Source organism: Candidatus Minimicrobia sp. QA0096, from assembly GCF_963967315.1.
Lineage (GTDB): Bacteria > Patescibacteriota > Saccharimonadia > Saccharimonadales > Saccharimonadaceae > Nanosynbacter.
On record NZ_OZ017288.1, the window covers coordinates 352,910 to 365,554 of the forward strand.

Sequence of the window (12,645 nt, forward strand, 5' to 3'; positions counted from 1 at the left end):
TAGTTTATCACCTCAAACCGTATGCGTCTAGTAAACTTTCAATTCCAGGCAATTTTTTACCAGCCATCAAGGCCATGCTAGCTCCGCCACCAGTGGAAACATGGGTAAAATTGGCGCCGTCATGCCCGTCCCATTTCAATATAAAATCAGCCGTATCTCCGCCGCCAACTATTGAAACGACTCCTTTATTCTGGGCAATAGCTAGCGCTACTCGCGCCGAACCGATTGCAAAATTATCAATTTCAGCATAGCCCAACGGACCGTTCCAAATAACCATCTTTGCATCAGCCAGTATTTTCGTGAATTTCTCAATCGTCTGACTTCCAATATCCAGCGCCATATCCGAGTTCTTTATTTTATCAATATTAACTTCTTGACGAGGAAAATCTTTAGAAATCTCTGGCGCAACCGCCACATCAATCGGCAATACCAAAAAATCGTCAACATTCTCTACGCCAACCTTAGCCACTGCCAAATCATAAATTTCTGCGACAACCTTTTCCATTCCTGACTCAAACACACTCTTGCCAACATTAAATCCACGGCAATGTAAAAACGTGTTCGACATAGCGCCGCCAATTAAAATCCGATCCGCCTTTTTAATCAGACGCTTAATCAGTAATATTTTATCGCTAACTTTCGCGCCGCCAATAACCGCGACCAACGGACGTTTTGGCTTATTCATCGCCTCAGTGATAGTTACATATTCTTTTTCTAATAGTAATCCCGCTAGCCCTGGAACACACAATGTAATCGCATGAGTGCTGGCGTGCGCCCTGTGTGCGACCGCAAATCCGTCCTGCACAAAATAATCCGCTCGGACAGCGCGCTGAATTGACTTGGCAAATGTTAAATCGTCATCCTCCTCCTCGTCATAAAAGCGTAAATTCTCCAACATAAGAATACTGCCTCGTGGCGCGCGGCGAACGGCTTGACGAACAGCTTCGCCCACACAATCGTCCAGCAATTCTACCGGACGACTCAGCAACTTGGATAGGTGATCTGCAACAACTTTCAAGCTAAACTTAAGGTCCTTACCTTTTGGTCGCCCCAGATGAGACATGATAACAATCTTGCAATTCTGCTCCAGCAAATATCGGAGTGTGGGCAGCGAAGCGCGAATTCTTAGATCATCAGAAATCTGACCACGCTTTGTTAGTGGCACATTATAATCTGCTCGCAGAAGAATAGTTTTTCCACGTAGATCAATATCGCGAATTGTTTGCTTCGGAAATTTTCTGCCCACCCAAATTCTCCTTATGACAATGTCTTGACTTGGATATTGTCAGTTTTACCTGGCTCTGGATTGTGGCCGCTAACAAGCACAACAGTAACTGGGTCTGCGCCGAAATAGCCTTCTTGTTTCAACTCGTCAGCTAGCTTAGTTGCCGCATTTGAGTCGTTTGGTCGAACATATGGACGAGAAGCGTACCTTAGCGCCAACTTTTGCGCAGTCTTCACATTTTCTGTCACACAAACAATTGGCATATTTGGACGATATGCAGCAACGTTAATTGCAGTGGCGCCAGTGTGCGTCTCTGCAATGATAGCTCGAGCCTTAATTCTCCTTGCTAATTGAGCTGCCGTGTAGCTTAAAATCGCGTCAGTCTTTTCACGCATTTCAGCCTTTTCTACCAACATTACTTCACTGTGTTCTTGAGTGTAGATAATAGTCTTGCGCATTGCGCGAACAGTTTCAACAGGATATTTACCATTGGCAGTCTCATCAGACAACATAACTACATCAGCGCCTTGGATTACAGCATTGGCAACGTCGCTTACTTCAGCGCGACTTGGCTCTGGATTATCAACCATACTACCCATCATTTGTGTCGCAACAATTACCAGCTTGCAATATTTACGACACAAGGCAATAATTCGACGCTGTACAACTGGGACAATTTCCGCACCAGCTTCCACTGCCAAGTCGCCGCGAGCGACCATAATACCGTCACTAGCCTTAACGATTTCCTCCAAATTCTCTGGATCAACGGCAGACTTAGTTTCAATCTTGGCAATAATATTGGCTGTCGAACCCAGGTCTGTCAATCGACGACGCAAATCAATAATGTCATCAGCTTTTTGAATAAAGCTCAATGCAACATAATCAAAATCTTGGCTTGCGCCCCACTCCAAATCGTTAATATCTTTCTGAGTAAGAATGTCGCCACCAAAATCTGTGTCTGGCAAATTCAAACCCTTGCGGCTCATCAAAAAGCCGTCGTTCTGAACTTCTACGCGAATTGCAGTTGGGCTAACAATTTCTCGCACAACCGTCCTGATCTTGCCGTCAAACATGTAAAGTGGCTCGCCGACTTTCATCTTCTCTGCCAAATTGTACTGCACTGGCAAATTAAAACCGCCATCATGATCAGTAATTTCTGAGTCCAAGACCAGCATATCGCCAACCTTAACATTCAGCATATTGTCCTTCAAAACACCCAAGCGAATCTTTGGACCTTGCAAATCTTGTAGAATTGCGACAGGCTTGCCCAACTGTCTACTAGCTGTGCGCACCCAATTGATCTGCTCAATTCTCTCCTCATTAGCGCCGTGGCTAAAGTTCATACGGATGCCGTTAACGCCGGCCTCCAACAATTGGTAAACCTTTTCTTGGCTGAACGTTGCTGGCCCAATTGTTGCTAATATTTTTGTTCGTTTAAATATATTATCACTCATTTTTAAAATTATACCACGAAATAACAGTGATGAAAAATGGCGCCAGAGAACCTTATAATACTTATTTAATGTCAAGATTTGTGTTAGTCAAAACTAGCTTACCCATTTCCTTAATGCTAGAATATAAAATATTATGCCAGAAATAGATAAATATATTATTTCAAAAATTTTGTTCTTTATTTTCGGATCAACTACTGTAATTATTTTCTTTTTATTCTATACTGGAGTATTTATAAATATCGTTGGGTCCATAGAAGCCGCAATTACGATATATTGCATAAACACCGTCCTGCTGATACCTGTAACAATCTGGTATGCAATCGAGCGCTCACATAAACCGAAATATAAAGAGAGCGATATACTTGAAGCCTATTCTGAAATGATATCTCGAACTGACAATGAGTCCGCCACCAAAGAAACCACGAAGCGACAATAAAAAAGCTTGCCACAATAAGCAAGCTATTCCAAACAATCTTTATGGTGACCTTACCGGGAATCGAACCCGGATTGCCAGGATGAAAACCTGGTGTCCTAACCGTTAGACGATAAGGCCACGACTTCAGATATCATAACAAATTATTGTCGAATTGTCTATAGCAAATCAGCCACTTCTCCGCCGTCATCCATTAATGTATAATATTTCCATGACAAAGCAGAAGAAAAAGCGCAATAAAAAATATTCTGGAGTGGACGCGACATCTCAGCGACCAAAAGTAACAAGGATTACAGCGACGAATCGTTCCAAATTATCTCAATGGTTTTTTGATCGAAAAAAGCTCATTCGTACCATTGGCATGGCGGGGCTTGTTATAATCGCCTTAGTTATCGTTATTTCTGGAATACTGAGTTTATTTCGTTAACGAACTGGCAACTTAAACCCAAAAGTGCTGCCTTTTCCTTCTTCTGATTCAAAGATCATTTCGCCGTCGTGCGATAAAATAACTTTCCTCGCCAAAAACAGACCAACACCAGTGCCGTCTGGTCGCTTTTTTCTGGCATTTGTGCCGCGGAAGAATTTGCCAAACAAATTTGCTTGCTCTGATTTTGGCACACCAATTCCCGAATCTTTTACCGTAAATTCAATCGCGCCATTACTATTTTTCAGAGAAATTATTACCTTTTTGTGCGGATTTGAATAGTAAATAGCGTTGTCGATCATATTCAGCATAACTTGACGAATCTTCTCAGAGTCGGCCGTAATCAACGGAACTTTTTGATCAATCTTTAGATCCATTTCGACAGACCTCTGATCAGCCACAACCTTAAGCAACGCAACTTCATCCCGAAGAATTTGAGCAACGTCTGTCTTTTGTTTATCAATGTTAAATTTACCAGTCTGAAGCCTAGAAACATTAAGAAAGTCGTTTATTAGCCTCACCATTCGCTCGCTGGAAGAAAACGCCTCTCTAAGAACCGCTCGCTGTGTCGGCGTAATCTTCCCCAAATCACCCTCCAGCATCATATCCAGATAACCTTTAATACTAGTCAACGGTGTCCTTAACTGATGTGAAGCCATAGAAATAAATTCGTTCTTCGCCTCGTCCAGTCGCTGAAGCTGTCGATTACTGAACCTCAACTCTTTCGTCGCCTCGTCAATTTTACGCTGCAAACTTTTATTCAACTCATTAATCTCTTCCAATGACAAAGAATTTCGAATCGACACCGCCAGCTCCCCAGCAATCGACTCCAGCATTTCAATATCGCGAGAACTATATCCCAAGCTCTTATGCTCGCCCAGAAATAGAATTCCCGTTTCTTGATTTTGATGCAGCAGTGGCATAACAATTTTCGTGCGATGAATATCCAAAAGCTTCTTCAGTTCTGGATCTTTTACTTGATTCGCCAAAATAACTTCCGGAAAACTACAATTTTTATAATAGTAATCCATAATCCTGTGAATATCTTCCTCGACAACAGATATTCGTCGCCGACCCGCCCGACCGTATATTCCTTTTTCCGGAATGCAAAACACCACTTTTTCCGCCTTAAGAGAAGTCGCTATATAATTGCCAACACGTCGAGTTAGGAGTTGCAGATCCGCTGTATAGGTTAATATTTTACTAATCTCACGCGTAAACGTATCAGCGTCATATTCTCCGTAGTAAAAAACTCTATCAGTAAATTTATCAAAGATTTTCTTCACCGGTTGATATACGACCGCCAAAACCATAGCCAAAATCATATTCATAAGATTTACGTGACTATCAACCGTCAGGCTGCGTTGGAAAACCAAAATTGAAATGACATATGCAGAAATCACGTAAACGACAGCTAGTGCGATTAATAGCAACATATACGAAACGCTTCGAGCCACCGCCATTTTTACATCCATCAATCGGTATCTGACGATGCTATACATAATTGCAAACAAGAAAATAATCGTAGCAATTGGACCAATCCATATATATCGATAATCACCAAGCGCCGGAAGAAACAGATCCACTACAAAGCCAGGAATGCTACATATCAACAGACCAATCATGTAAATCGCGACTTGCTTGCGTCGAACAGAATCTGATTTGCGCCATGCTATATGCCCAAAACACATAGAAACCAAGAAAAACACAGAGAAAAAAGTTGCAAAAATAACATAGTTGACTGCATGAATCGGAATTCGAGAAAAATCTACTGGCGTGACGATTTCTGATGTATTAATAATAAACTCAGGAACCAAAATAATATATAGCGAAAAAATCGTTATCAGTATACTAGACGCGCAGATAAAACTCTTCGTTGATTTTGTCGATGGAAGAAACGACTTTGTAGTAAAAATAGCCAATGCAGGACAAAAAACAGCCGAAGCTACATAAAACCACCTAGACGCAGTGTCCAATGTTACTTCATTGTCCGCCAGAGAAAACACTTCAAGTCCAGCCGACCACACAGCCAAACATAAACAAACCAGAAAAAACCAATACTTTGCATCATGACGATGCTTCGATTTTTTAAGTACAAGCACGCCCAAAATTAGCGCCATCAACGCAACCAATCCTAGCACTAACGCTCGTATCATCATACTAATGCTTATTATAGCATTTTATTCTACGTTTCAATTGCAAAAACTGTGTAAACGCCGCTCGCGGTAACTGTAGCTTCAATAGATTCTTTTGGTATGCCAGATTTTTGGAGCAATTTAAAGCCTTCTTTAATTGAGCGCATCCTAACTTTTGGAACCCACCCCATTAGTCCATGCAAAAATTCTTTTTGTGGGCGATTTACGTTCATATTGCCAGTAATCATTAGTCCACCGGTTCGTAAAAACTTCAATGATTCTCGTGTCAATTGTTTATAAACACCGTCTGGCAAATATTCTCGCAAGCCAGAATCTTCCGCAATATCCAGCTTACGATTGCCCAAAACTCCCTCCAAACTCAGAGGCTTGCCAAGCTTGCTGAATAATCGTTCACAATGAACTTCAATCTTATCTTCCAAATTCCATTTCTTAGCCAAGCTCTGCGCCGCTGCTAGAGACAACGGATCTTGATCTAGCAAGATAACCGTCGGCGCCTCACCCGTTTCATCTTTAAGTTTTTTCAACATCTTCAAAGTCGCCAGTCCCGTTCCGCAGCCAAAACTCATCACCAGCATATCATCAATCGAATGATTTTCTTTTTCCGCCACTTTCTTCAAATGGTCAATCGACAAACTATTCACCGTCTCTACCCGCTCACGAATACCAAGCGAATCCGCACAATGCCGAATGACGTTAGAAAACTTCTCAGTCACCGGCGCCTGAATAAATTCTCGAACTTCACTAATTCTCTTCTCCACTTCTTCAATAGCCGTCGCTTTATCCACACCGTTGTTGACTTTATCTTGAATCATAATTTCTGTCAGCAGCAAACCATTAATCTTCTCATCAAATACAGATTCATCCAGTGGACCACTCATAGTCGGATATTTATCTTCTGACAATATTTCGCCAGTTTCATCAAAAACACTCAAATCCTCAGCTTCAGAAATTGTCAAAAACGTCAGTGCGGAACCTCGCTGATTGTGCCACGGCCGCGAATCAGTTTGATCCTTACCGTATAGAAATTTATCGCGAAAAATCTCCAGATATGAATCTACAATATTACCCCATTTATTTTCTCTTACAAAAGGAATCTTTTCCAGGACACTCGCAAGTGCTACCGCCGCCAAATTTATATGGATAATATCTTTACGAACATCCTTTAATTCCGCTCCGCCTCGTTCCAGATAATTGTATATGTCCTGAATTTTATCTGGATTATTATATGCAGGATCGGTCTTTTCTCCAATTTTAACCCTGCATTCCTCACTTCTAAGATCCGCAATTTCCTCGTTTAATTTTTCATTAGCTTCATGATCAACTCCATTAAGAAAATCACCTGTTTCTGTAATATACTGTTCGCCTCTAAATTTTTCCATGCCAAAAATTATAACATAGTTTATGTGATATACTTAAAGCATGATAAAAATCGCTATCATTGAAGACGACCCTACCATCAGCCAGATGTACCGAATGAAGTTCGAATCGGACGGGTTTGACGTTCGCTTGGCCGCCAACGGACAAATCGGCATAGAAGTAGTCGAAAAGTTTCAGCCAGATATTATTTTGCTAGATTTACAAATGCCAGAAATGGACGGCGCGGAAGCCTTAAAGCGAATTAGGTCTAAAGATTGGGGCAAAACTATTCCCGTTATCGTCCTCACTAATCTCGGCGAAGAAGAAGCTCCGCGCGATTTGAAGAAATTAGGAATTCATAGCTACATCGTAAAAGCAAACCTCACGCCGCGCCAAGTTGTCGAGCAAGTCAAAGCCGCCATAAAAGCTGCTTAGTTTTTTGATTGATTCGCAATTTTCAAACAAGCCGTAATTACATTATCAAACAGCGCAGAAACCGTTAATGGACCGACTCCGCCTTTTTTTGGTGTAATAATTACATCATTACGCTGACGCACTTCTTCAGATACGTCGCCAACAATTTTTCCATTTTCCGAAGCAGTTCCCGCGTCAATAACAACCGCCTTAGTCTTAATCATCTGACTTTTAATCAGCCCTGGAACTCCAGTTGCCGACACGATAATATCGTAATTTATCAATTGAGATAAATCGTCACCTTTTTCAAAAACCGTCACATCAACGCCAGACTTTAGCCACATTTTCTCAAGAGGCGCACCAACCAAACGGCCTCGCCCGACAATTGCGACTTTTTTATTTTTCAAGTCAACGCCATATCCAGCTAGCAGCCAACTAATAGCCGTTGGCGTGGCTGCCTGAAAAATCGCCCTCTTGCGCAGACCGTCAACATCTTTATCTTCTCGAATACTCTCGAGTAGTTCCTCAGTCTGACCAGGATTACTAATCGGCAATTGCAGAATTATTCCTTGAACATCGTCTCGATTGTTCAATTCTTGAATCACCTCCAAAGCACCGCCCGCAGGGACTCGATGAATCTCCACGTCAATCAAAATATCAGCGCCATACCTCTGCTTCAAACGCATATACGTTTCAATGACTGGATTTTCGACATCAGTAACAATTGCCAAACGAGGATTAATGTGCCAAGCCTGCCTTAAAGCTCGCACCTGTTTCGCCTGGCGCTCCTTGATAAATCCAGCTAATTCTGAGCCATTTAGTTCTCTCATTGTCATTAAGTATAGCAATTTTACCATCTTGAGTACAGATATAGTATGTGCTATAATTTGAAAAGCTTGGTTTATGGCGGATGTAGCTCAGTTTGGTTAGAGCGCTGGATTGTGGCTCCGGAGGCCGTGGGTTCGAACCCCATCATTCGCCCCAAGTTTTACAACAATTTATTCACACCGATAAATTATTTTCAATAAAACGGTAGACATTTTTATTAATTGTTGTATAATGAAATCGTGGGCCAGTAGCTCAGCTGGTTAGAGCACCTGCCTCTTAAGCAGGGTGTCGAGGGTTCGAGCCCCTCCTGGCCCTCCAAAAAATAACCTCACACGAAGTGAGGATTTTTTATTTATCCAAACGGATTATATCCACGAGAAGGTGGTTCATGAAAAGTAGTTCGATTAGCGTTAAACGATTGACGAGAGTTATTCGCACCTGACGGAACACTGTTATTTTGTAGACCATTGACTCGTCGATTCCCGCCAGACAGACCAGCGTCATCAGGATTGTTGTTAGCGACTCTCGACCGAGGCGCTACACTTATTTCCGCACCAAATCGTCTTCGATTGTCATAATTATTGGCAGATATCGAAGATCCGTATCCTTTAATATATCGGCGCTCCGAATTCACGCTACGATTAGCGGTCGGCATTCTGCCCGTATCTCCATACGCTTTAAAACCATCAATTGATCTTCTTAAGGAGCCAGATAACCTAATCATCATTTCCCGCGTCATTTGCGGTTTTTTATTCGCATCCATATATCCCCCATTAGTTATATGAAATGGCGCCCCGAGTAGGATTCGAACCTACGACCTTAGGCTTAGAAGTCCTCTGCTCTATCCAACTGAGCTATCAGGGCGTATTCACATTATAACATCTTTCTGCTACAATAGTAAAAGCTTGCGGGTGTAGTACAGCGGTTAGTATGCAAGTTTTCCAAACTTGAGATGGGAGTTCGATTCTCCCCACCCGCACCAAGTTTGACAATTTCAATCCATAAAGGGCATCGATGGATCCATATATTTATACAGAAAAGCCAAAATACCAGCCGCATGATATTGAAGATGCGTCCGAATTTTATGATGTAATTGAACGAAGCAGCTTAACGCATCAATTGTCTGAAAACCGACCATATGTCTATTGGACGATGGAGATTTATGATAAATCCAATGGTATTAAAGGCGGCGGCGGACTTGGAGTTTTAGCGGCGGACACGCGACGTGTAGCTGAAAAATTAGAAGTTCCATTCGTAGTAGTAGCACCGTTTTACCGTAGCGAATCACACCAGAAAATCACCGACCTCGCACAAGAAGAGTTTTCGGAATCCGTTTCACCTCAAGATTACGGATTTGAATATATTGACGAAGTTTTCGTAAGTTCAAATGGATTCCCAGATGCAAGCTTAAGCATTTTTAAGAAGACGCTCGGTTCAACACAATTTGTTACAATTTCAGAACCGAACTTTGGACAATTGTACGAAGGCGACGGATCTGGCGATCATAGACTATACCAAGAAGTAGCGCTGGGATTTGGCGGCTATAAAGCATTAAAGCTCCTCGGTATTAAGCCGGCTGTTATTCAACTTAATGAGACCGCAACGATTTTTGCTGCATTGGCACGACTAGACGAGCTGTGCGCTAACGGAATGAATTTATACGAAGCCATCGTTTACGTTCGCAAGCACACACTTTATACAAACCATACGCTTCTTCAAGCGGCCGAACCGGAATTTCATCGTTCGCAATTTGAAAAATTAGTTCTGCCAAATATAAAGAGCAACGCCGTACGTTGCTGGCTAATGGAACAATTTCGCAACGACAGACTGAGGCCGAATCTTTTGGCAATTGAACTTACTGAAGCGAAGAATGGTGTAAGTAAACTACACGCCCGTGTAGCAAATTTCCGCGACCGCAACAACGACAAAGTTAAATTTCAAGCCATTACTAATGGAATAGATCTCGAAACGTGGATGCTACCTGAAACATTGCAAACATATCGCAATCATGGCATTATCGATAAATTTGGGCTGCCCACAAATGATTTTTCTGAAAAATTAGACTCGTTGAGTAGTGCGGATTTGAGGTATTTGAAAAAACTCGGTCGAAAGGAGTTGAATCGAGTCCTATTGAGTCGCAAAGATCAGTACGGAAAATCCATACAAATCCCAGAAAATGCAATATTATTCGACTTCAAGCGAAGATTCGCCAATTACAAACGACCTTATATGCCGTTTGAAAACCCAGATTCATTACGACAAATTCTCATTAGCCATAACGCGCATTATATTCTGACAGGAAAAGTTCACCAAGGTGACGTGACGATGTATCAGAAATTGCTCGAAGTATTAAAATTGATTGACAACGATCCAGTCCTCAAGGAGCGTGTTCATTACATACAAGATTACGATGAAGAGTTGGGGCGAGCGTTAGCAATCGGCTCAGATGCCTCGATAAATATTCCTATTGTCGGATTAGAAGCGTGCGGCACTTCATGGGAGAAAGACGTCGCCAACTTGAAACTCCTCATCTCCACTAGTGACGGCGGCGTTGCTGATGTCCAGCCAATCGCTTGCCTCGAGGTTACCGGGAGAAACTACGAAGCCGAAGTTTCATCTCTGTACGTCAACATGCATAAAGCTGCCGCTATTTTGAAAAATGATCAATTATTGGAAAAACATGTTCGCCACCAATTAAGCAACTATTTGCCAATTATCTCTGGCGCTCGAATGATGAAAGATTATCTCAAATTTATTTTTCCAAAACCGCAAATCCAGCCTAAAAAAGAACCACAGATCAAGCGAATTCCTATTCAATAATCACTTCAATCTCAGCACCTAACGAGTTTAAGCGTGTCGCCAATTCCTCGTATCCGCGATTAATCGAATATACATCGCGCAGAATCGACACACCTGGAGCAGCAAGCATTGCCAAAAGTATCACAACGGACGGACGAAGCGCTGGCGGAGCAACAACGTCGGCCGGCTTCCATCTTGTTGGACCAGTGATATAAACACGGTGTGGGTCAACCAGTTCAATTTGTGCATTTAGTTTACTGAGCTCTGTAAAGTAAATTGCTCGGTTCTCGTAACTCCAGTCGTGAACCAACGTGCGTCCCTCAGCTACCGTCGCAATAAGCCCCAAGAACGGCAAATTGTCCATATTAATTCCCGGGAACGGCAAGGCGTGTAGCTTATCCTTGGCTGCCTGGAGTTTGGAACGCCGCAATTTAATATCAACCAAACGAGTTTGTCCATTATTAGCAAAATATTCCTTGCTGAGTTCAAATTTAAGACCCATCTCCGCCAATGTCGCTAATTCAATTTCCAAGAACTCAATCGGCGCACGACGAACAGTAATTTCCGAATCCGTCACTGCAGCCGCCGCAATAAAACTCATCGCTTCAATCGGATCTTCGCTCGGATAATAGTCCAGATTTTTACTAATTCGTTTACGACCCGTGATTTTCAAGGTTGTCGTACCAATTCCCTCAATTTTCACACCCAACTTCTTCAAGAAGAAGCAGACGTCTTGAACCATGTAATTTGGGCTAGCGTTGCGGATGATGGTAGTGTTTGGCGACAACGCCGCAGCCATAATGATATTTTCCGTCACCGTATCGCCGCGCTCCGTCAGCAAAATCGTTCGATCGCCAGAATTGACATCAGTTTTTGCGTGATAATAATCAGTTTCCGCCGTAACGTTCATTCCAAAATGTCTCAAACCACTAAGATGCGGCTCGACCGTGCGCTTGCCTAAATTACAGCCGCCAGCAAACGGCAATTTGAAATCGTCATATTGATGCAGTAGCGGACCAAGGAACATAATTACCGTCCTAGTTCTCTTCGCCGCAGCAATATCCATATCTTCAAGTTTCAAGCGCGCTGGCGGCACGATCTCAAGATCACTACCGTCCAACCAGCGAGTTTTAACACCAATCGAATTCAAAACCTCGATAATTCGGTTGACCTCCTCAATTCGCGCCACTTTCCTAAGCGTCGTTTTTCCCTTATTCAACAAACTCGCACAAAGAAGACCTACTGCAGCGTTTTTACTAGTCTTAACTTGTATCTCACCAGACAATTTTTTGCCGCCAGTGACCTTAAAATTCATTTTTCCGGAATGATTTACGGTTACGATATTGTTATTAAGCACCTCGCTAATTCGAGCGATCATATCAATACTAATATTCTGACCTCCGTTTTCAATGCGATTAATAGCACTCTGAGATGTACCAATTGCTTCAGCCAACTGAGTCTGAGTTAGCCCCTGTTTTTGACGATTTTCAGCGATTAAATTGCCGATTTTTTGAAGATACTTGTCTTTTATCATGCGTAAATTATATCACTAATGA

General features: G+C 42.3%; 11 protein-coding genes and 5 tRNA genes. 7 read left to right on the top strand and 9 right to left on the bottom strand.

Features of this window, described 5'->3' with window-relative positions:
• Window positions 1-7 precede the first annotated feature (7 nt).
• Together AACH20_RS01890 and pyk are read right to left on the bottom strand one after the other, a co-directional pair.
• A complete protein-coding gene (locus tag AACH20_RS01890) occupies window positions 8-1,246 on the bottom strand; it encodes a phosphoglycerate kinase (RefSeq protein ID WP_338503624.1) in 1,239 nt (412 codons plus the stop codon).
• 11 nt (window positions 1,247-1,257) lie between these two features.
• Window positions 1,258-2,679, bottom strand: coding sequence for a pyruvate kinase (gene pyk, locus AACH20_RS01895; RefSeq protein WP_338503626.1), 1,422 nt, complete (start codon window positions 2,677-2,679; stop codon window positions 1,258-1,260).
• A 133-nt stretch (window positions 2,680-2,812) separates the two neighbouring features.
• On the opposite strand from pyk, the gene AACH20_RS01900 reads away from it, so the two are divergent.
• Window positions 2,813-3,115: a hypothetical protein gene (locus AACH20_RS01900; RefSeq protein ID WP_338503629.1), complete on the top strand. Its 303-nt coding sequence runs from the start codon at window positions 2,813-2,815 to the stop codon at window positions 3,113-3,115.
• Window positions 3,116-3,157: 42 nt separating this feature from the next.
• On the opposite strand, the gene AACH20_RS01905 is transcribed toward AACH20_RS01900, so the two are convergent.
• A tRNA-Glu gene (locus AACH20_RS01905) sits at window positions 3,158-3,232 on the bottom strand.
• Window positions 3,233-3,323: 91 nt separating this feature from the next.
• Between AACH20_RS01905 and AACH20_RS01910 the strand changes: the two genes are divergently transcribed.
• Complete coding sequence (locus AACH20_RS01910) at window positions 3,324-3,539, top strand: hypothetical protein (RefSeq protein ID WP_338503631.1); 216 nt, start codon at window positions 3,324-3,326, stop codon at window positions 3,537-3,539.
• Here the strand turns inward: AACH20_RS01910 and AACH20_RS01915 are convergent.
• Window positions 3,536-5,695, bottom strand: coding sequence for a sensor histidine kinase (locus AACH20_RS01915; RefSeq protein ID WP_338503633.1), 2,160 nt, complete (start codon window positions 5,693-5,695; stop codon window positions 3,536-3,538). The genes AACH20_RS01910 and AACH20_RS01915 overlap by 4 nt on opposite strands.
• A 26-nt stretch (window positions 5,696-5,721) precedes the next feature.
• On the bottom strand, window positions 5,722-7,071 hold the full coding sequence (locus AACH20_RS01920; RefSeq protein WP_338503635.1) for a class I SAM-dependent methyltransferase: 1,350 nt from the start codon (window positions 7,069-7,071) through the stop codon (window positions 5,722-5,724).
• A gap of 40 nt (window positions 7,072-7,111) precedes the next feature.
• Here AACH20_RS01920 and AACH20_RS01925 point away from each other — a divergent pair, with 40 nt between their 5' ends.
• Window positions 7,112-7,483, top strand: coding sequence for a response regulator transcription factor (locus tag AACH20_RS01925; RefSeq protein ID WP_338503637.1), 372 nt, complete (start codon window positions 7,112-7,114; stop codon window positions 7,481-7,483).
• Here the strand turns inward: AACH20_RS01925 and AACH20_RS01930 are convergent.
• Window positions 7,480-8,292 carry a bifunctional 5,10-methylenetetrahydrofolate dehydrogenase/5,10-methenyltetrahydrofolate cyclohydrolase gene (locus tag AACH20_RS01930; RefSeq protein ID WP_338503639.1) on the bottom strand — a complete coding sequence of 271 codons (813 nt, stop codon included), beginning with the start codon at window positions 8,290-8,292 and terminating at the stop codon, window positions 7,480-7,482. The genes AACH20_RS01925 and AACH20_RS01930 overlap by 4 nt on opposite strands.
• A gap of 76 nt (window positions 8,293-8,368) precedes the next feature.
• Between AACH20_RS01930 and AACH20_RS01935 the strand changes: the two genes are divergently transcribed.
• Window positions 8,369-8,446 (top strand) — tRNA-His (locus AACH20_RS01935).
• Window positions 8,447-8,531: 85 nt separating this feature from the next.
• Window positions 8,532-8,608 (top strand) — tRNA-Lys (locus AACH20_RS01940).
• Window positions 8,609-8,642: 34 nt separating this feature from the next.
• On the opposite strand, the gene AACH20_RS01945 is transcribed toward AACH20_RS01940, so the two are convergent.
• Together AACH20_RS01945 and AACH20_RS01950 are read right to left on the bottom strand one after the other, a co-directional pair.
• Complete coding sequence (locus AACH20_RS01945) at window positions 8,643-9,053, bottom strand: hypothetical protein (RefSeq protein WP_338503641.1); 411 nt, start codon at window positions 9,051-9,053, stop codon at window positions 8,643-8,645.
• A gap of 24 nt (window positions 9,054-9,077) precedes the next feature.
• Window positions 9,078-9,154, bottom strand: a tRNA-Arg gene (locus AACH20_RS01950).
• A gap of 43 nt (window positions 9,155-9,197) precedes the next feature.
• Here AACH20_RS01950 and AACH20_RS01955 point away from each other — a divergent pair.
• A tRNA-Gly gene (locus tag AACH20_RS01955) sits at window positions 9,198-9,272 on the top strand.
• A gap of 32 nt (window positions 9,273-9,304) precedes the next feature.
• Window positions 9,305-11,110 (top strand): glycogen/starch/alpha-glucan phosphorylase, encoded by a 1,806-nt coding sequence (locus AACH20_RS01960; protein ID WP_338503643.1) that lies wholly within the window; start codon window positions 9,305-9,307, stop codon window positions 11,108-11,110.
• Here the strand turns inward: AACH20_RS01960 and AACH20_RS01965 are convergent.
• Complete coding sequence (locus tag AACH20_RS01965; RefSeq protein WP_338504283.1) at window positions 11,100-12,620, bottom strand: helix-turn-helix domain-containing protein; 1,521 nt, start codon at window positions 12,618-12,620, stop codon at window positions 11,100-11,102. The genes AACH20_RS01960 and AACH20_RS01965 overlap by 11 nt on opposite strands.
• Between the last annotated feature and the right edge of the window lie 25 nt (window positions 12,621-12,645).